Below are 18,722 nucleotides of genomic sequence, written 5' to 3'. Positions count from 1 at the left end.
TCCCGTGTGAAAGTAGGTCATCGTCAGGCTAATATCCCCAGAAACCCCCGCCTCGCAAGAGGCGGGGTTTTTTGCTTTGGGGGCTCGTCGGCGCGCTATATTCGCAATGTTGACGTCAACCAAGTCCGAGAGGTGCGAATCATGAGCGCATTGGATTTCCCGGCCTTCTCACGCGCGGACTTGCTCGATGTGCTGCGGCGTGCGCCCAAAGCCGAGCTGCATATGCATATCGAGGGCTCGCTGGAGCCCGATTTGATGTTCAAGCTGGCGCAGCGCAATGGCATCGCCCTGCGCCATGCCAATGTCGAGGCCTTGCGGGCCGCCTACCGGTTCGAGGACCTGCAGAGCTTTCTCGACATCTACTACGCTGGCGCTGCGGTGCTGCTGACCGAGGCCGACTTCTTCGACATGGCCTGGGCCTATTTGGAGCGAGCTGCGGCCGACAACATTGTTCACGCCGAGCTGTTCTTCGATCCTCAGACCCATACATCGCGCGGCGTCAGCATGCAGGACTTGATGCAAGGGCTGCATCGTGCCGGCGTGAAAGCAGGTCAGGAACTCGGGATCAATGTGCAATGGATACTCTGCTTCCTGCGCCACCTCAGCGAAGCCGATGCGCTCGCGACCCTGCGCCAGGCGCTGCCCTACCGTGAGCTGATCAGCGGTGTCGGGCTGGACAGCAGCGAACGTGACAACCCACCGGACAAGTTCATTCGCGTGTTTCAGCAAGCCGGCGAGTTAGGGCTGCGTCGCGTCGCTCACGCCGGTGAAGAGGGACCGCCATCCTATATCTGGAGCGCTTTGCGGGATCTGGACGCGGAGCGTCTGGACCATGGCGTGCGCGCCGCCGAGGATGCAGAGCTGATGAGCTATCTGGCCCATGAGCGCGTGCCCTTGACGGTCTGCCCCTTGTCCAATGTGAAGCTGCGAGTGTTCGACAGCCTGGCCGATCACAATCTGCCGGCCTTGCTCGACGCTGGCCTGTGCGTGACCATCAACTCCGATGATCCGGCCTATTTCGGCGGGTATCTGAATGACAACCTGCTGCAGACCTTTGAGGCCCTGCCGCAGCTGGGTGTCCATCATGCTTATCAGCTGATCCGCAACAGTTTCGAAGCGAGCTTTATCGACGAGGCGCTGCGGCGGCGCTGGATGGGCGAGCTCGATCGCGCGTTCGGTTTGGCGTCTTGAGCTGCGTCGGCCTGTGCGTGGCCCGCTGCCGCCATTCGGTGGGCGACACACCGGTCTGCCGCTGATAGAAGCGGGTGAAGTAGGCCGCATCGGCAAAACCCAGGCCGTGAGCGATCTGCTTGACGCTCATGGTGGTGTAGGCCAGTTCGCGCTGCGCCTCCAGCAGCACGCGGCCCTGCATCAGGCTTGAGGCCGAACAAGCCAGCACCTGCTGGCAGACTCTGTTGAGCTGCGTGGCACTGATGCCCAGCAGGGCCGCGCAGCTGCCGAGCGCGGGCTGCTGCCGGAACTGCTGCTCGATCAGGGCGCGAAAGCGCTGCACATGCTCCAGCGCACGCCCGGCGGGTCGGCGCGAATCGGGCAGCTGGTGCAGCGCGAGCAGGCGTCCGCACTGCAGCAGCAACTGCATCAAGGCCAGGTCGATGCCCAGCGAACGCCAGGCCGCCGTGCCCAGGAACTCTTCGCGCAGATGTCTCGCTGCGCGGGCCAGTGGGGCAGCCGCTGCGGCCGTCAGGCTCAGAACATCGGCCCTGCGCAGCAGCTTCTCCAAGCGCGGTTCCGCGCTCAGCAGCTTGTTGGTGTGCTGGTCCAGCACCGTGATCACCAGGCCCTGCACAGTTGGCTCGAAGCGGAATCCGTGCACGGTACGGGGCGGCAGAATGAAGATGCAGGGCCCCTGGGTGCTGCGCTCCACACCGTCCAGACTCAGCTCGCAGCCGCCTTGCTCTATCCAGAACAGCTGGAACAGTGATTCATGCCGATGCGGCCGGATCTCCCAGTCGTGCAGCCGGCTGCGCTCGGCGATCGACTCGCAATGAAGCCAGTCCACATCGAGGGTCAGGTCTTGCTCGCCGTGACGGGCATAGGTGGGCAGGGGCGATTCCACGTCGAGTCAATCCTGTGCTGCTGTGGCCGGTGCTTGCTGGCCGCAAGTATGCGGCCCCGCGCCTCGGTTTTGTCCGCCCCAGCGACGACAATGGTGGCCGGTCAGGCCTTGCCCTGGCCACTCACCACTGGAGCCATGATGAAGAGCGTCACTTCTAAAATACGCAGGCTAGCCACAGCCTTGCCCTGTACTTTGTTCGCGCTTGTCCCGCTGCTGGCTGTGCCCGGCGCGGCGGCCGATGCGCCAAAAGTAGGCTTTGTCTACGTCAGCCCCATCGGCGATGCTGGTTGGACCTATCAGCATGAGCAGGGACGCCGCGCGCTCGAGAAGGACTTGGGAATCAAGACCACGGCCGTCGAAGGCGTGGCCGAGGGCGCCGACGCCGAGCGCGTGATGCGCGATCTCGCCAACCAGGGCCATACGCTGATTTTCGCGACCAGCTTCGGCTATCTGGAGCCGGCGCTGCGTGTGGCGGCGGACTTCCCGGCGCTGAAGATCGAGCATGCGGGCGGCTACAAGACGGCCGCCAATCTCAACACCTACAACGCGCGGTTTTATGAAGGCCGCTATCTCGCCGGCCTGCTGGCGGGCAAGAGCAGCCGCAGCGGTGTGGCGGGCTATGTGGCTGGCTTTCCCTTGCCCGAGGTCGTGCAGGGCATCAATGCCTTCACCCTGGGCATGCGGGCCGTCAATCCGAAAGCGCGGGTCGTGGTGATCTGGTTGAACGCCTGGTACGACCCACCGCGTGAACGCGAGGCCGCGCTGACGCTGATCAACCAGGGCGCCGATGTGCTGACCAACCACAGCGGTTCGCCCGCCGTGCCCCAGGCGGCCGAGGAGAAGGGCGTCAAGCTGATCGCCTACACCAGCGATATGCGCCGCTTCGCACCGACCGCGCAGCTGGCGGCCGTGACCCATCATTGGGGGGGCTACTACACCCGGGTCACCCAGGCGGTCGGGGCCGGCCGCTGGCAGCCGCAACCGGTCTGGGGCGGCCTCAAGGACGGCATGGTGCAACTCACAGCCGTCCATCCCTCGGTCGACAAGCGCACGCGGGCGCTGCTGGAGCAGCGCCGCCACGACATCGTGCAAGGCCGCTTTCAGCCATTCTCGGGCAGGCTGGTCGACAACGAAGGCCAGGTCCGCCAGGCCAGCGGGGCGATGAGCGACCCAGCCATCGCGACCATGAACTGGTTTGTCGACGGCGTGCAGGGCAAGCTCAGCAAATAGCACGCCTTGGCGACATCGCCTGTCCTAGACTCCCGTGCAATTGCTTGAATTGCATGGCCTGGGAGGGCAGATGAATCGCATTGTGTTGAAGCCGTGGCTGGCGCTGGGCCTGTTGGCGTTTGTATCGATGGCGGCCGAGGCCGCCAGCGTCACGGCGGTCAGTCCGCAGGGTGAGGTGGCCCAGGCCCGTCAGCTGCGGCTGAAGTTCTCGGAGGCCGTGGTCCAGCAGGGCGATCCGCGTTTGCCGGACCCGGCACGGCTGGTCTGCGAAGGCCTGGCCGCCTTGCCCGGCAACGGCCGCTGGTCCAGCGCCAGCGAGTGGTTGTTCGACCTGAACGAACCGCTGCCGGCAGGCGCGCGCTGCAAGATCCAGCTGCGCGCCGAGTTCAAAACGCTCAGCGGCGAGCTGAGCGGCCCGCGCGAGTTCGGCTTCAACACCGGCGCGCCCAGTATCGTGCAGACCGAGCCCTGGAGCGGCAGCCAGATCGAGGAAGAGCAGCACTTTCTGCTGCAACTCACCGGCCCGGTCACCGAGGCCAGCGTGAATCGCCAGGCCTGGTGCGAGGCCGAGGGCATCGGCGAGCGCCTGCCGGTCAAGGTGGTTGGCGGCGCGCCGCGCGAGGCCCTGCTCAAGGCCCGGCGCATTGCGGCCAAGGCAGCGGAGCGCTGGCTGCTGCTGGCCTGCCAGCGACCGCTGCCGCCCGGCGCCAAGGTGCAACTGGTCTGGGGGCCAGGTATTGCCTCGGCGCTGAACCCGCAGCTGCTGACCCGTGCCGAGCAACGCTTCGACTACCGCGTGCGCGAGCCGCTGACGGCCGAGTTCAGCTGCGAGCGCGAGCGTGCCGGTGCGCCCTGCCTGCCGATTCGGCCGCTGTCGCTGCGCTTCTCCGAGCCGGTGCCGCGCGCGCTGGCGATGCAGGCCCGGCTCAAGCCCGCCAGCGGTGCGGCCATTGCGCCGCAGCCCGACAAGGACGACAAATCGCCCGAGACCAGCGAGGTCCGTTTCCCGACCCCGCTGGCAGAGAATGCCAGCTTCACATTGGAGTTGCCCGCCGGACTGAAAGACGCCAACGGCCGCAGCCTCAGCAATGCGGCCAGCTTTCCGCTCAAGGTCGCCACCGGTGGCGCGCCGCCGATCGCCAAGTTCGCGGCCGCGCCCTTTGGCGTGATCGAACGCGAGGCCGAGGGGCCGGCCCTGCTGCCGATCACGATGCGCCATGTGCAGCAAGACCTGGCCCCGGGGCAGGCGGCCGGCACAACGGCTCGCGCAACGGCCGGCCAGGTCCGCATCAAGCGCCTCACCAGCGACGCCGAGGTGCTGGCCGCCTATTTGCGCGTCAAGCGCTGGCATGAGAACCAACTGCCTGCGCGCGAGCTGGGCCTGCCGTCCTCGCAATGGACCGAGACGCACAGCGAGACCAATAGCCGGGGCCAGACCATCAGCCGCAAGGTCGATCGCTATGTCGCCACCCGCGAGGTCGCGATGCTGGACAAGGATGCCAGCGCCCAGCGTCTGGACCTGCCGGTGCTGGCGCAGGGCGAGCGCCCTTTCGAGGTGATCGCGCTGCCGATCCGCACGGCCGGCTACCACCTGGTGGAGCTGAGCTCGCCGCGCCTGGGCCGGGCCTTGCTCGACAAGGCCGCGCCCATGTATGTGCGCACCGGCGTGCTGGTGACCAATCTGGGCGTGCATTTCAAGTGGGGCCGCGAGAACAGCCTGGTCTGGGTCACCAGCCTGGACCGCGGCCGCCCGGTCGCCGGCGCCGAGGTGGCGGTGAACGACTGCCGTGGCCAGCGCCTGTGGGCGGGCAAGACCGATGAGCAAGGCCTGGCCACAGTGCCGCAGGCGCTTGAGATGCCGCGCGGGCAGCAGCGCTGCGAGGGTGAGTACGGCTTCTTCGTCACGGCCCGCAAGGCCGAGGACATGGCTTTTGTGTTCAGCAACTGGAACCGTGGCATCGAGTCCTGGCGCTTCAATGTGCCGACCGCGCGCGGCGCTGCGGCCGATGCCCGTGCCCACACGGTGCTGGACCGCAGCCTGCTGCGTGCCGGCGAAACCGTGTCGATGAAGCATTTCTTCCGTATCGAGACCGGGCTGGGTCTGAGCCTGGCCAAACCCGAGCAACTGCCCACCCGCCTGAAGATCACGCACGAAGGCAGCGGCCAGGAGTTCGTCCAGCCGCTGCAATGGGAGGGCAGCCGCAGCGCGGCCTCCAACTGGAACATCCCGCCCGCCGCCAAGCTCGGCGTCTACCGGCTGGAGCTGGAGCGCGAGGGTGCGGACAGCAGCCAGCGGCGCAGCTGGCCGGCCGGGGACTTCCGCGTCGAGGAGTTCCGCGTGCCCTTGGTCGAGGCGCGTCTGTCCGCACCCAAGGGGGTGCTGGTGGCGCCTGCGGAGCTGCAGATCGGCGCGCAGCTGAACTATCTCTCGGGCGGCGCCATGGCGGCCACGCCGCTGCGCGTGAGCGCGATGCTGAGGCCGCGCGGCGTCGCGTTCGCGGGCTATGAGGACTTCAACTTCCAGCCGCCTAGCGACCCCTCGCAGCCCGATGCCGACGAGGACGCCGAAGCCTCGGCACAACGCGGTGCCAAGCTGGTGGCCGACAAGCTGGCCTTCACGACCGACCGCCAGGGCGCCGCCAGCATCGTGCTGAAGGCCCTGCCCAAGCTGGAGCAGCCCAGTGAGCTGCTGACCGAAGTGAGCTTCAACGACCCCAACGGCGAGCTGCAAACGGCCGCGCAGCTGCTGCCGCTGTGGCCATCCAAGCTGGTGCTGGGCCTGAAAGCGAGCTCCTGGGCCAGCAACCGCGGCAAGGTGGCCTTCAAGGTGCTCGCGCTCGACACGGCCGGCAAGCCCGTCGCGGGCCAGAAAATCACGGTGCGCGCGCGCCTGACGCAGACCCTCAGCAGCCGCAAGCGCATGGTCGGCGGCTTCTATGCCTATGACAACCGCACTGAGCTCAAGGACCTGGGCGAGGTCTGCAGCGGCACCAGCGATGCCAAGGGCCTGCTGCAATGCGAGGCCACACTGGATTCGGCCGGCCAGATCGATCTGATCGCCGCCGCGAAGGATGGGGACGGTCGCTCGGCGCAGGCAGCCACCGGCGTCTGGATCACCGGCCAGGGCGAGCTCTGGTTTGCGCAGGACAATGACGACCGCATCGATGTGCTGCCCGAGACGCGGGCCTACGCGCCCGGCGAGACCGCGCGCCTGCCGGTGCACATGCCCTTCCGCGCGGCCACGGCCCTGGTGGCCATCGAGCGCGAGGGCATTCTGGACACCCAGGTGGTGCAGCTGCGCGGCGACGATCCGACCGTCGAGGTCAAGATCAGCAAGGCCTGGGCGCCGAACGTCTACGTCTCGGTGCTGGCGCTGCGCGGCCGCATCCGCGATGTGCCCTGGTACTCCTTCTTCAGCTGGGGCTGGAAGGCGCCGCGCGACTGGTGGCGCGACTGGCGTGCCAGCCGTGACTATCAGGCGCCCACGGCCATGGTCGATCTGTCCAAGCCGGCCTTCAAGCTCGGCGTCGCCAGCCTGCAGGTGGGTCTGGCCGAGCATCAGCTGCAGGTAGCAGTGACGACCGACAAGCCGCAGTACGGCGTGCGCCAGACCGTGCAGGCCCGTGTCAAGGTCAGCCAGGACGGCAAGCCCCTAGCCGGTGCCGAACTGGCGTTTGCCGCTGTGGACGAAGGTCTGCTCGCGCTGCGCCCCAACAGCAGCTGGGATCTGCTGAGCGCGATGCTGCAGCAGCGCAGCTGGGGCGTGGAGACCGCCAGTGCGCAAAGCGAGATCATCGGCCGGCGCCACTATGGCCGCAAGGCCGTGGCGGCCGGCGGTGGCGGCGGGCGCGGTGGCACGCGCGAGCTGTTCGACACCTTGCTGCTGTGGCAGCCCAGGGTCCAGCTCGATGCCAAGGGCGAGGCCCTGATCGAGGTGCCGCTGAACGACTCACTGAGCAGCTTCCGCCTGGTGGCGATTGCCGATGCCGGCGCGCAGAAATTCGGCAGCGGCGCCGCGACGGTGCGGGTCACGCAGGACCTGCAGCTCCTGTCCGGCCTGCCGCCGCTGGTGCGCGAGGGCGACCAGTTCCAGGCCATGCTGACGGTGCGCAACACCACCGGTCGGGAGATGAAGCTGCGTGCCAGCCTGGCTGGCACGGCCAACAGCGGAGCGGAGGCCATCATGCGCACGCCGCTGGCCTTGCCGCCGCAAGACCTGACCGTCGCGGCTGGCGCCGCGCGCGAGCTGCAGTGGACGGTCACCGTACCCGCCGGTGCTTTCAGCCTGGGCTGGGAGGCCGAGGTGATGGAGCAGGGCGGCGGCGTGGCCCGCGACCGCATGAAGTTCACCCAGGCGGTGGTGCCGGCCGTGCCGGTGCGGGTGTTGCAGGCCAGCCTGGCGCAGCTGGAGGGGCGCTTCAGCCTGCCGGTGGCTGCGCCGGGCGATGCCTTGCCGGCGAGTGGCATCAAGCAGGGCGGTCTCAATATCGCTCTGCAGCCACGCTTGACCGGCGCCCTGCCGGGCCTGCGCCGCTTCTTCGAGAACTATCCCTACACCTGCCTGGAGCAGCTCGGCTCTAAGGCCCTGGGCCTGCAGGATGACAAGCAGTGGCAGGCGCTGATGGCGCGGCTGCCGACCTATCTGGACGCCGAGGGCCTGGCCAGCTACTTCCCGCCCAGTGCTGACGCGGCGCCGCGCGGCAGCGACCGGCTGACGGCCTATCTGCTGTCGGCCAGTCATGAGGCGGGTCAGGCCTTGCCCGAGCCGGCGCGCACGGCGATGCTGGACGGGCTGACGGCCTTCGTCGAGGGCCGCATCGCGCGCCAGACCTGGTCGCCCAAGCCGGATCTGGAGTTGCGCCGGCTGGCCGCGCTGGAGGCCTTGTCGCGCCACGGCCGGGCCCATGCGCGCATGCTGGCCACCGTCGACGCACGCAATGTGTCGACCTGGCCGACCGCCGCGCTGATCGACTGGCTGCTGATTCACCAGCGCCTCAGCGCCGCACCCGAGCGTGACAAGCGCCTGGCCGAGGCCCAGGCGCAGCTGCGCAGCCGCCTCAGCTATGCCGGTAGCACGCTGAAGTTCAGCAACGAGGAGAGCGATGCCTGGTGGCTGATGGACAGCGCGGACGGTAATGCGGCGCGGCTGATCCTGGCCGTGCTCAATGAGCCGGGCTGGAAGGAGGAACTGCCGCGCCTGCTGCAGGGCGCGCTGGGCCGCCAGCAACGCGGTGCCTGGTCCACGACCACGGCCAATCTCTGGGGTGTGCTGGCGCTGGAGAAATTCGCCGCACGCTTCGAGGCAGGCAAACCCTCTGGCAAGACAGTGGCCAGCCTGGGCGGCAAGAGCCTGAGCCTGGACTGGGCGGCGCGTGCCGAGGGCGGGGCGCTGCTGCTGCCCTGGCCAGCGGAGCCGGCCGCCACGCTGAACGTTGAGCAGCAGGGCAGCGGCAAGCCCTGGATGACGGTGCAAAGCCTGGCCGCCATTCCCTTGAAGGCGGCGCTGAACTCGGGCTACCGCGTCAGCCGCTCGCTGCAGGCCGTCGAGCAGAAGACCAAGGGCCAGTGGAGCCGGGGTGATGTCGTGCGGGTGCGGCTGGAGCTGGAGGCCCAGGCCGATATGAGCTGGGTGGTGCTGTCCGACCCGGTACCTGGTGGTGCGACGATTCTCGGCTCGGGCCTGGGCGGACAGTCGGGCATCGCGGTCCAGGGCGAGCGGCGCGAGGGCACGGCCTGGACCGCCTACGAGGAGCGCGGCTTCGAGGCTTGGCGCGGCTATTACGAGTTTCTGCCGCGCGGCAAGCATGTGATCGAGTACACGCTCAGGCTCAATAACGCCGGGCGCTTCCAGCTGCCGCCGACCCGGGTCGAGGCCATGTACGCGCCCGACAGCTTTGGCGAGTTGCCCAATGCCACGCTGGAGGTCGGACCTTGAAACCGAGCTGGCTGCTCGCAGCGTTGCTGGCCTGCGGCTCGGCGGCCCAGGCCCTGCCCGGCTTTGCCGAGTTTCGCAGCGCGCACAAGGTCTCGGACTATCTCTTGCTGGACCGCCACGGCGAGCCGCTGCAGAGCCTGCGCCTGGACAAGACCCGGCGCGCGCTGCCCTGGGTGCCGCTCGCGCAGATGTCGCCGGCGCTGTTGCAGGCCCTGCTGCTCAGCGAGGACCGGCGCTTCTACGAGCACAGCGGCGTCGACTGGGGCGCGGTGGCCGCCAGCGCCTGGGGCAATCTGTGGAACGAGCGCACACGTGGCGCCTCGACCCTGACGATGCAGCTGGCCGGCCTGATGGATGCGGACCTGGCCCGGCCGGCTGCGGGCCGCAGCGCGACCCAGAAACTGGGCCAGGCCATCAGTGCGAAGCGTCTGGAAGCGCGCTGGAGCAAGGCGCAGATTCTCGAGGCCTATCTGAACAGCGCGCCCTTTCGCGGCGAGCTGGTTGGCATCGCGGCGCTGTCGCAAACCCTGTTCGGCAAGCAGCCGGCCGGGCTGGACGCACAGGAGGGCGCGATCGCCGCCGCCCTGCTGCGCGCGCCGAACGCCAAGCCGGCCGTCGTGGCCCAGCGCGCCTGCGCGGTACTGAAGGAGCAGGGCCTGAGCTGCGCCGGTGTCGAGGGGCAGCTGACAGCCGCGCTGCAGCGCCGCGCCGGCATGCCGCTGGGCGAGCAGCTGGCGCCGCACTACGCGCGCCAGGTCTTGCGCGCCGATGGCCCGGCCGCGCAGCGCAGCAGCCTGGATGGCCGCCTGCAGCGTCTGGCCGTCGCGACCCTGAAGCGCCAGCTGGCCGAGCTGGGCGGGCGCAATGTCGAGGACGGCGCGGTGCTGGTGCTGGACAACGCCAGCGGCGCGGTGCTGGCCTGGGTCGGCTCCAGCGGCGGCAGCCTGTCGACGGCGCCCGAGCTGGACTTCGTGCTGGCCCGGCGCCAGCCCGGCTCGACCCTGAAGCCCTTTGTCTACCAACTGGCGCTGGAGAAGCGCCTGATCACCGCCGCCAGCCTGCTGGACGATTCGCCGGCCCAGCTCAGCACCGGCCATGGCTTGTATCTGCCGCAGAACTACGACCGCAGTTTTCGCGGTTGGGTCAGCGCCCGCGCCGCCCTGGGCAACAGCCTGAACGTGCCGGCCGTGCGCCTGGGCGCGATGCTGGGCGCCGACGCCCTGTTCGAGCGTCTCAACAGCTGGGGCCTGGCCCTGCCCGAGAGCGGCGGTTACTACGGCGATTCGTTGGCCCTGGGCAGCCCCGACGTAAGCCTGCTGGCCCTGACCAATGCCTACCGCGCGCTGGCCAATGGCGGGCGCTGGGCCCCGGTGCCCGGCCGCCCTCAGCGCCGCGTCGCCGAGGCGGCCAGCGCCTTCATCGTCGGCGACATGCTGGCTGACAACAGCGCCAGAGCACTGACTTTCGGCCTCGACAGCGAACTGGCCACGCGGGGCTTCGCAGCCGTCAAGACCGGCACCAGCAAGGATCTGCGCGACAACTGGTGCGTCGGCTTCAGCGAGCGCTACACGGTGGGCGTCTGGGTCGGCAATGCCGGCGGCGAACCGATGCACGGCGTCAGCGGTATCAGCGGGGCCGCACCGGTCTGGCAGGCGCTGATGGCTTATCTGCACCGCGACCAGCTCTCGAAGCCGCCGGCCGCACCGCCGGGCCTGCTGCGCCAGACCGTGGCCTTCGAGCCCGGCGGCGAGCCCGCCCGCCCGGAGTGGTTTGTGCGCGGCACCGAGCAAGCCCGCATGCGCGCCAGCGCCCAGCAGGCCACCCAGCAGATGGCCGGCATCGCCAACCCGCGCGACGGCGCGATCTATGCGCTGGACCCCGACATCCCGCCGGCCGCACAGAAGATCCGCTTCGAGGGCGAGTCCGGTGTCTGGGTGCTGGACGGCAAGCGCCTGGGGCGCGGCGCCCGCCTCAGCTGGGCGCCCTGGCCGGGCCGGCATGAGCTGAAGCTGCTGGGCTCGCGGGGTCAGGTCTTGCAGGCGATCAAGTTCGAGGTGCGCGGGGCGACGCTGAAGACCGCCAGCGCCGCGACCGCTCAGCGGTAGAGCGTCCGCGGATAGTCGTTGCGAACGGCCTCGGCGCGCTCGCCACCCAGCGCCTGCCGCACCGGAGTCCAGGTCGCGTCATAGGGCAGCGGGTCGGTCGGGTCCAGGTTGGTATGCGGCCAGTCCGAACCCCAGACCATGCGGGTGTCGAAGAGCATGGCCACCCGCGCGATTAGCGGCTGCATTTCGGCATAGGGTTGCCGGGCATTGAGCCGGTACCAGCCCGAGAGCTTGATCCAGGCGCCCCCCCGTGCCAGAGCTTCCAGCGCGGGCCAGGCCGGATCGGTGTCGGGCGTGTCGGCCATCAGCCCGGCCAGATGGTCGAGCACGAAGACCAGGCCGGTCTCGGCCTGCAGCCGGGCCAGCTGCGGCAGCTCGGCGTGGTCCACATACCACTGTACATGCCAGCCGCGCTCGCGCAACCGGGGTGCCAGGCTCAGCAAGGCTTCGGCGGCATCGGCACTGCGCCCCACCGGCGAGACCCGGTTGAAGCGAATGCCGCGCACGCCGGCGGCGTGCAGCAAGTCCAGTTCGGCATCGCCGACCTCCGGCGCGACGACGGCGATGCCGCGATGCCTCCCGGATGCGGCCTGCAGCGCCTGCAGCATCACCGTGTTGTCGCAACCATAGACGCTGGGCTGCACCAGCACCAGGTGGCCGACACCGGCCGGTGCTGCATGGGTCTCTATCTCGGCCAGACCGCGGGTAGCGGGGCGGTAGTGCCCTGCGAGCGCGGCTGCAGACGCAGAGAACACATGGACATGGCAGTCCCAGCTGCCATCAAGCTTTTTCTTATTCACGGGTGATGCCACGCTCTTTGATCACGCGGCCCCACAGGATTTGTTGCTGCTTCAGGAAGGCCGCAGCTTGCTGATCATTGCCGGCGAAGACATCGCCGCCCAGCGCGCGGATGCGGCCCAGCACCTCGGGGTCGGACTTGGCTTTCTGCAGCGCCGCGACCAAGGTCGCGCGCACCTCGCTCGGCAGGCCCGCCGGTGCCAGCACCGGGTTCCAGTCCAGCACCTCATGTCCCTTGACGCCAGCTTCGGCCATCGTCGGCACCTCGGGCAGGCTGCGCGAGCGCACGCTTGCGGTGACCGCCAGTGCGCGCAGCTTGCCCGACTGGATATGGCCGAGCGAGGACGCCACATTGGCGAAGAACAGCGGCACCTGGCCGCCCATTACATCGGTCAGGGCCGGACCGCCGCCACGGTAGGGCACATGGATCAGCTTGACCTTGGCCAGGTCCTCGAACAGCGCGCCGGCCAGATGCTGGGCGGAGCCATTGCCCGAGGAGGCATAGGCGATATGGCCCGGCTTGGCGCGCGCCAGACGCAGCACATCGGCCACGCTCTTGGCCTCGAAGCTGGGCGTGCAGACCAGCACATTGGGGAACTGTGCAATCAGACCCAGCGGGGTGAAGGCAGTCGCGGTGTCATAAGGCAGCTTGGGGAACAGCGCCGGGTTGACCGCGAAGGACGAGGCATCGATCAGCAAGTTCGTGCCATCGGGAGTTGCGCGTGCCACTTGGTTGGCGGCAATCGTGCCGCTGGCGCCGGGCTTGTTCTCGACCACGACGGGCTGGCCTAGCGCCTCGGCCAGCTTCGGCGCGATCAAGCGCGCGATGATGTCAGCGCCGCCGCCGGGCGGGTAGCTGACGACCAGGGTCACCGGCTTGCCGCCGGCAATGGCCGCCGCAGCGGGCCTGATGGCCCAAGGGGCCAGCATTGATGCGCCGGCAGCACCGAGCAGCCGGCGGCGGGTCTTGGAAAGAAGGGAATTGCTCACGGCGGGGCCTTTCGGTCGGGGTCAGGAGATGGAGACGGTGTAGTGGAAGGCGTGGGCATCGCCGCGCGAGCTGCGCCATTCGATGCAGCGCCCGCTGATGTCGAAGGCTTGGCGCTGCACGATGGCGCAGGGGTGAGCGGTGGGCAGCTGCAGGGCTTTCGCATCGGCGGCGCCGAGCTGGCCGAAGCTGATCTGGTCGACCGCGCGATGCACATGCACGCCGCAGGCCTCCGCCAGATGCGGATAGAGCAGGTCGCCCCAACTGGCGGTATCGCTGTGCTGCAGCGCCGTGCACAGCGGCAAGGGCAGCCAGATCTCCTCGGCCAGCCGCGGCAGCCCGTCCAGCAGCCGCAGCCGCCGCAGCCGCAGCACCGCATCGCCCGCCGTGAGGCCCAGCATATGGGCGACGGCCGCCGGCGCCGCCAGCGTCTGGCGCGAGACGATGCGGGACTTCGGTGTCTCGGTGCCGTCGCCAAAGCGGAAGAAACGCAGCATCGGCGCGCCGCTCAGGCCGGCGCGCACAAAAGTGCCGCGGCCATGGATGCGTTCGATCAAGCCCTGCTCGACCAGCAGGGCCAGCGCTTGGCGCATCGTGCCCAGCGCGACGCCATGCTGGCCTGCCAGCGTCTGTTCGGCCGGCAGTGCGCTGCCGGGCGGCCATTCGCCCGCCACGATGCGGCTGCGCAGCGCTGCCGCCAGCGCGCCATAGCGGCTCAGGCCGGGTGGCTGCTCGATGGGCGCGGAGATATAGGGCGGCATCTTGATCTAGTCCTATAGAGGTGTAGATCAATGTAGCGCCTCTTGGTCGGCGCCGTCAAGTGCGAGGCAAGTCCCACAGGAAAGCGATCATTGCTCGCCCCACGCGGCGCTGGGCATACTGCCCCATCAACAACAACAGGGGATGCCGGATGCGATGCAATGCGATGCGATGGATGGCCGCCGTAGGCCTGGCCGCCCTGGCGCTGCTGCCGGGGCTGTCCTCGGCCCAGCCTAAACTGCTGCGCTATGCCAGCGCCTTCGATCCGCAGACCATGGATCCCCATGCGCTGGCTTTGCAGTACCACTCGCGGGTGGTGACGCAGATCTATGAGGGCCTAGTCAACCGCGATCAGCAGTTCCGGCTCGAACCCTCGCTGGCTGTGTCCTGGGCCCCGCTCGAAGCGAAGACCTGGCGCTTCAAGCTGCGGCCGGGGGTCAAGTTTCATGACGGCAGCGCCTTCACGGCCGACGATGTGGTGTTCTCGATTGAGCGCGCGCTGCAGCCGCAGTCACAGCGCGCCGCCCAGCTGCGCGGCGTGCTCGGCGCGCGCAAGGTCGATGCGCTGACGGTCGACATGCTGCTGTCCGATCCCGATGCCATCCTGCCCGAGAAGCTCTGGCTGATCGCGATAATGAGCAAGTCCTGGAGCGAGAAGCACCAGGTGACGAAGCCGCAGGACTACAACGCCAAGCAGGAGACCCATGCGGTCCGCCATGCGATGGGCACCGGCCCCTTCATGCTCAAGCAGTACGAGGCCGATGTGCGCACCACGCTGGTCGCCCACCCGGCCTGGTGGGGCCGGGCCGCGCACCAGGGCAATCTGGACGAGGCCCAGTACCAGGTGATCCAGTCGGACGCCACGCGGCTGGCCGCGCTGCGCTCGGGCCAGGTCGATTTCGTCATCGATCCGCCCTTCCAGGACGTGGCCCGGCTGCGCCAGGACCAGGGGCTGAAGCTGCTGGAGACCGCCGATATCGGCACGCAATACCTCGCCTTCGACCAGCACCGCGAGGAACTGGCCGGCAGCAATATCAAGGGGCGCAATCCCTTCAAGGACCTGCGGGTGCGTCGTGCCGTCTATCTGGCCATCGATATGGACCTGATCGCGCGCCAGGTCTTGCGCGGCCAGGCGGTGTCCACCGGCAGCCCCGTCTCCAGCCTGGTCGATGGCTATCTGCCGGCGCTGGAGCGGCGCCCGGCGGCTGACCCGGCGGCGGCCCGTGCGCTGCTGAAGGAGGCCGGCTACCCGCAGGGCTTCTCGACCAGCATGGACTGCGTCAACGTCTCCTACCGCCAGGCGGTCTGTCAGGCCATCACCGCGATGCTGGAGAAGGTGGGCATCAAGGCCAACCTGATCGCCTCGCCCAGCAGCCTGTTCTTCCCCAAGCTGAGCCAGGCCACCGGCAGCCTGATCGAGTATGGCTGGACGCCCGGCGGCGACGCCTGGAATGTGCTGAACTCGCTGGTGCGCAGCCACGGCCCGTCGGCCGGCGCCTTCAATGCCGGCCGCTACAGCAACAGCCGGCTCGATGCCTTGATCGACGCGATTGCCACCGAGCCCGATCTGGCGCTGCGCCGCCAGCGGGTCGGCGAGGCGCTGAACCTGATGCGCGCCGATCTGCCCCTGCTGCCGCTCTACCGCATCAAGCACAGCTGGGTGATGCGGCCCCAGGTGCAGGCGGTGCAATGGCCCAATAGCGTGCTGGAGCTGCGCTGGGTCAGAATCGACTGATCCGTCATCCCCAGCCGAGGAGGGCCGCATGTCATCAGCTCCCGTCAGCGACACGCGCCGCCGCGCGCTGAGCCGCCTGGCCCTGCCGGCCGCGCTGTCCTTGCTGCCCGGCCTGGCGCGCGCCCAACCGCTGCGCCCGACCCCGGCCCAGACCGAGGGGCCGTTCTACCCGACCGAGCTGCCCGCCGATACCGACTTCGATCTGCTGCGCCAGGGGGCCGCCAGCTACACGCGCGGCCAGGCGGCCTGGCTCGAAGGCCAGGTGCGCGACACCTCGGGGCGGCCGCTGGCCGGCGCCCTGGTCGAGATCTGGCAGTGCGATGCCGACGGCCACTACCGCCATCCGCGTGATGGCGGCCGCGCCGATCCGGCCTTCCAGGCCTTCGGCCGTGTCGCCACCGATGCCGAGGGCCGCTACCGCTTCCGCACGCTGCGCCCGGTAGCCTACGAGGGGCGCACGCCGCATATCCATCTGAAGCTCAAGCGCGGCGCGCGAACCTTGCTGACCACCCAGCTCTATGTCGAGGGCGATCCGGGCAATGAGCGCGACTTCCTGTGGCGCAGCCTGCGCGATGCCCGCGACCGCATGGCGCTGACCCGGCCTTTCGAGGGCGCGGACGGCGGCGAGCTGCGGGCGCAGTTCCCGCTGGTCGTGGCGCTGAGCTGATCAGTCCTCGGCCAGATGGCCGCGCTCGATCGCCTGGGCCTCGTTCTCGAAGATGGCCATCGCGGTCAGCAGGCGCCGAAAGCCCAGCTTGCGGTAGAAGGGCTCCTTGCCCGGCACCGAGTACAGGATGATCTTCTTGTGGCCCTGGGACAGCCGGACCAGGTGCTGCACGATCTCGCGCCCCAGCCCCAGGCCCTGATGGCTGGGCAGCAGCGCGACATCGCAGACATAGGCGCAGTCGACCCCGTCGGCCAATACCCGACCGGCGCCGACCAGGCGGCCCTGCTCGCGAACCAGGCAGCGATAGCGGCTGTTGCTGAACGCCGTCTTCAGATCGGCGGCGTTCTTCGTGCCCAGCGGCGCGGCGCGGTACAGCGCCGCCAGTTCGTCCCAGTTCAGCTCATCGATATTGTCCGACCATTGCAGTGACACGGCAGTTCCTCCTCGGGTATCAGGCCGGCCGCCAGCATAAAGCCTGCCGGTTTACTGTCCTGTATCAAGTTGCGCCCCGCGCATCGGCCTCACAGTGAGCACCAGGGGAGGGCGCCGTGCCCGTGGCCCCGCAAGGAGAGATGGATGAACACCAATGTCGGCGGCATCGATCGCGTGCTGCGCATCACTCTTGGGCTGGCGCTGATCGCCGCCACGCTCTATGGCGCCATCGGTCCCTGGGGCTGGATCGGCTTGCTACCGCTGGCCACCGGCCTGGTTCGGATCTGTCCGGCCTATCTGCCGTTCGGCCTGTCGACCTGCGCCCTGAAAAGCGGCAGCGGCAGTAACAACAAGCGCTGAGGAGCTTGATCATGTCCACCGCAGCAAATGGCTACCGCCATCTGACCCAGCATGTCTCCACGCAGCTAGCCGGGCTGAGGCAGAGCACGCCGGGCGTGATGCTGGCCTTCGGCGAGCTGGGTCGTGCGGCCATGGCCGAGGGCACACTGGACAAAAAGACCAAGGAACTGATCGCGCTGGCCTTGAGCGTGGCGGTGCGCTGCGATCCCTGCATTGGCTATCACACCCAGGCCCTGGTCAAGCTGGGCGCGACGCGCCAGGAGCTCGACGAGACCCTGGGCGTGGCCACCTATATGGGCGGTGGCCCCTCGCTGATGTATGCGGCCAGCGCGATCACTGCCTTCGAGGAATTCAGCGCCAAGGGATAGGCCTGCTCAGGCCGCCAGCGCCTGTGCCTCCAGCTCGGTCTTCAGCCCGGCCGGCAGCTTCAGCTGCTTGGCCAGTTCGTCCAGATAGGCGCGCTCCATGAACGTGGTCTCGTCGGCCACCAGCAGGCTGGCCAGATACATCTCGGCGGCCAGCTCGGGCGTGGCGGCGGCCTGGGCCACCTCGGCCGGGTCCAGCGGGCGGCGCAGCTCGGCCTCGAACCACAGGCGCAGCGTGGGGTCGGCTTCCAGCCGGTTCAGCTCGGCCTCGACCAGGCCGCGCTCGCGCTCGTCCAGATGGCCGTCGGACTTGGCTGCGGCGATCATGGCCTTCAGCATCGCGCGGCTGTGCTGCTCCTGCTCGGGCGCGGGCAGGCGGTCGACGGTACGCGCCGCCGGGGCCGGTGTTGCCGGCTGGCCCGCTGGCTGGCTCTGCTGCGCCTGCCAATTGCTGTAGGCCTTGTAGGCCATCAGGCCCAGCGCTGCGATGCTGCCGTACTTCAAAGCCTTGCCGCCATAGCTGCGGCCGCGCTTGCTGCCCAGCAGCAGGCCCAGGGCCCCACCGGCCGCCGCGCCGGCGCCGAACTGGCCCAGACCCTTGCCGCCAAGGCTGCCGCCCAGATTGCCCAACCCGCCGCCGGCCTTGCCGTCCAGCATCGCCAGACCGGATTTCAGCAGTTGTTCCAATGTCGACTGTGCGCTCATCGCTCGTCCTTGGTGAGGTGAAAGAAGAAGAAAGAAGTGGCTGGGCTCAGACCAGCAGCGCCACGATGAAGATGCCCACCATCATGAAGGCCAGCACGACCTTGGCCAGCAGCCCGGCCATCAGGCCCAGCCAGGTGGACAGGCCGACCGAGACGGCGCGCTGCTGGTCGCGGCGCGCCAGGTACTCGCCGACGGCGGCGCCAACCAGGGGCATGAAGAGCACGCCGATCAGGCCCATGAACAGGCCCGCGACGGTGCCCAGCGCCGCGCCGACCAGGGCCTGGCGGCTGGCACCGGCGCGCCGCGCGCCCATCAGACCGGCCACATACTCCAGCACCCAGGCCAGCACGGCCAGCAGGCTGATCAGCGTCAGGCTGGGCCAGCCGACGTGGGCGAAGTTGTCGATCCAGGCACCCAGCACGATGCCGGCCAGCACCAGGGCCGTGCCGGGCAGGGCCGGCAAGATGGTGCCGGCCAGACCGACGACGATCAACACGACACTCAAGATCCACAACAGGGTGGGACTCACGCTGGCCTGCTCCGCAGTGTTTGAATTCCGGCAGTTG

General features: G+C 68.8%; 15 protein-coding genes. 8 read left to right on the top strand and 7 right to left on the bottom strand.

Translation table 11 applies throughout. The features are described from left to right. Window positions 1-141: 141 nt before the first annotated feature. Window positions 142-1,191, top strand: a complete 1,050-nt coding sequence (locus PO768_RS05825) for an adenosine deaminase (RefSeq protein WP_272645292.1) — start codon at window positions 142-144, stop codon at window positions 1,189-1,191. Here PO768_RS05825 and PO768_RS05820 read toward each other — a convergent pair. Continuing rightward, a complete protein-coding gene (locus PO768_RS05820; RefSeq protein ID WP_272645291.1) occupies window positions 1,124-2,077 on the bottom strand; it encodes a helix-turn-helix domain-containing protein in 954 nt (317 codons plus the stop codon). The genes PO768_RS05825 and PO768_RS05820 overlap by 68 nt on opposite strands. A gap of 135 nt (window positions 2,078-2,212) precedes the next feature. Between PO768_RS05820 and PO768_RS05815 the strand changes: the two genes are divergently transcribed. The 3 genes from PO768_RS05815 (at window position 2,213) to pbpC (ending at window position 11,347) form a co-directional block, all read left to right on the top strand. Further along, window positions 2,213-3,307, top strand: a complete 1,095-nt coding sequence (locus tag PO768_RS05815; protein ID WP_442953183.1) for a BMP family ABC transporter substrate-binding protein — start codon at window positions 2,213-2,215, stop codon at window positions 3,305-3,307. Window positions 3,308-3,377: 70 nt separating this feature from the next. Beyond that, window positions 3,378-9,242 (top strand): alpha-2-macroglobulin family protein, encoded by a 5,865-nt coding sequence (locus tag PO768_RS05810; protein WP_272645289.1) that lies wholly within the window; start codon window positions 3,378-3,380, stop codon window positions 9,240-9,242. Further along, window positions 9,239-11,347 carry a penicillin-binding protein 1C gene (gene pbpC / locus PO768_RS05805; protein WP_272645288.1) on the top strand — a complete coding sequence of 703 codons (2,109 nt, stop codon included), beginning with the start codon at window positions 9,239-9,241 and terminating at the stop codon, window positions 11,345-11,347. Before PO768_RS05810 ends, pbpC begins: the two co-directional genes overlap by 4 nt. Here the strand turns inward: pbpC and PO768_RS05800 are convergent. The 3 genes from PO768_RS05800 to PO768_RS05790 form a co-directional block, all read right to left on the bottom strand. Next, on the bottom strand, window positions 11,338-12,147 hold the full coding sequence (locus PO768_RS05800) for an amidohydrolase family protein (RefSeq protein WP_272645287.1): 810 nt from the start codon (window positions 12,145-12,147) through the stop codon (window positions 11,338-11,340). The two genes, pbpC and PO768_RS05800, sit on opposite strands and share 10 nt — an antisense overlap. Beyond that, complete coding sequence (locus PO768_RS05795; protein WP_272645294.1) at window positions 12,140-13,075, bottom strand: tripartite tricarboxylate transporter substrate binding protein; 936 nt, start codon at window positions 13,073-13,075, stop codon at window positions 12,140-12,142. The genes PO768_RS05800 and PO768_RS05795 overlap by 8 nt, the downstream gene beginning before the upstream one ends. A gap of 81 nt (window positions 13,076-13,156) precedes the next feature. Continuing rightward, on the bottom strand, window positions 13,157-13,894 hold the full coding sequence (locus PO768_RS05790) for a GntR family transcriptional regulator (RefSeq protein ID WP_272645286.1): 738 nt from the start codon (window positions 13,892-13,894) through the stop codon (window positions 13,157-13,159). Between the two features lie 173 nt (window positions 13,895-14,067). On the opposite strand from PO768_RS05790, the gene PO768_RS05785 reads away from it, so the two are divergent. Next, window positions 14,068-15,627 carry an ABC transporter substrate-binding protein gene (locus tag PO768_RS05785; protein ID WP_272645285.1) on the top strand — a complete coding sequence of 520 codons (1,560 nt, stop codon included), beginning with the start codon at window positions 14,068-14,070 and terminating at the stop codon, window positions 15,625-15,627. A 28-nt stretch (window positions 15,628-15,655) separates the two neighbouring features. Then, complete coding sequence (locus PO768_RS05780; RefSeq protein WP_272645284.1) at window positions 15,656-16,294, top strand: protocatechuate 3,4-dioxygenase; 639 nt, start codon at window positions 15,656-15,658, stop codon at window positions 16,292-16,294. Here PO768_RS05780 and PO768_RS05775 read toward each other — a convergent pair whose 3' ends face one another. Continuing rightward, window positions 16,295-16,726 (bottom strand): GNAT family N-acetyltransferase, encoded by a 432-nt coding sequence (locus tag PO768_RS05775; protein WP_272645283.1) that lies wholly within the window; start codon window positions 16,724-16,726, stop codon window positions 16,295-16,297. Window positions 16,727-16,870: 144 nt separating this feature from the next. Here PO768_RS05775 and PO768_RS05770 point away from each other — a divergent pair, with 144 nt between their 5' ends. Both PO768_RS05770 and PO768_RS05765 read left to right on the top strand, forming a co-directional pair. Beyond that, entirely contained in the window at window positions 16,871-17,086 is a 216-nt protein-coding gene (locus PO768_RS05770; protein ID WP_272645282.1) for a YgaP family membrane protein, read from the top strand. A gap of 11 nt (window positions 17,087-17,097) precedes the next feature. Next, a complete protein-coding gene (locus tag PO768_RS05765; RefSeq protein WP_272645281.1) occupies window positions 17,098-17,454 on the top strand; it encodes a carboxymuconolactone decarboxylase family protein in 357 nt (118 codons plus the stop codon). Window positions 17,455-17,460: 6 nt separating this feature from the next. Here the strand turns inward: PO768_RS05765 and PO768_RS05760 are convergent, their stop codons facing one another. After that, window positions 17,461-18,156 (bottom strand): tellurite resistance TerB family protein, encoded by a 696-nt coding sequence (locus PO768_RS05760; protein WP_272645280.1) that lies wholly within the window; start codon window positions 18,154-18,156, stop codon window positions 17,461-17,463. Between the two features lie 46 nt (window positions 18,157-18,202). Beyond that, window positions 18,203-18,685, bottom strand: a complete 483-nt coding sequence (locus PO768_RS05755; RefSeq protein ID WP_269841072.1) for a DUF456 domain-containing protein — start codon at window positions 18,683-18,685, stop codon at window positions 18,203-18,205. Window positions 18,686-18,722 lie beyond the last annotated feature (37 nt).

Source organism: Paucibacter sp. XJ19-41, assembly GCF_028462495.1.
Classification (GTDB): Bacteria; Pseudomonadota; Gammaproteobacteria; order Burkholderiales; family Burkholderiaceae_C; genus Roseateles_E.
This window is presented reverse-complemented; position numbering and strand designations above follow the sequence as displayed.

Bases quoted from the DNA above. Each gene is read 5' to 3' on its own strand.
- PO768_RS05825 (WP_272645292.1), top strand. From the start codon at position 142: ATGAGCGCATTGGATTTCCCGGCCTTCTCACGCGCGGACTTGCTCGAT.
- PO768_RS05815 (WP_442953183.1), top strand. From the start codon at position 2,213: ATGATGAAGAGCGTCACTTCTAAAATACGCAGGCTAGCCACAGCCTTG.
- PO768_RS05810 (WP_272645289.1), top strand. From the start codon at position 3,378: ATGAATCGCATTGTGTTGAAGCCGTGGCTGGCGCTGGGCCTGTTGGCG.
- PO768_RS05795 (WP_272645294.1), bottom strand. From the start codon at position 13,075: ATGCTGGCCCCTTGGGCCATCAGGCCCGCTGCGGCGGCCATTGCCGGC.
- PO768_RS05790 (WP_272645286.1), bottom strand. From the start codon at position 13,894: ATGCCGCCCTATATCTCCGCGCCCATCGAGCAGCCACCCGGCCTGAGC.
- PO768_RS05785 (WP_272645285.1), top strand. From the start codon at position 14,068: ATGGCCGCCGTAGGCCTGGCCGCCCTGGCGCTGCTGCCGGGGCTGTCC.
- PO768_RS05780 (WP_272645284.1), top strand. From the start codon at position 15,656: ATGTCATCAGCTCCCGTCAGCGACACGCGCCGCCGCGCGCTGAGCCGC.
- PO768_RS05770 (WP_272645282.1), top strand. From the start codon at position 16,871: ATGAACACCAATGTCGGCGGCATCGATCGCGTGCTGCGCATCACTCTT.
- PO768_RS05765 (WP_272645281.1), top strand. From the start codon at position 17,098: ATGTCCACCGCAGCAAATGGCTACCGCCATCTGACCCAGCATGTCTCC.
- PO768_RS05760 (WP_272645280.1), bottom strand. From the start codon at position 18,156: ATGAGCGCACAGTCGACATTGGAACAACTGCTGAAATCCGGTCTGGCG.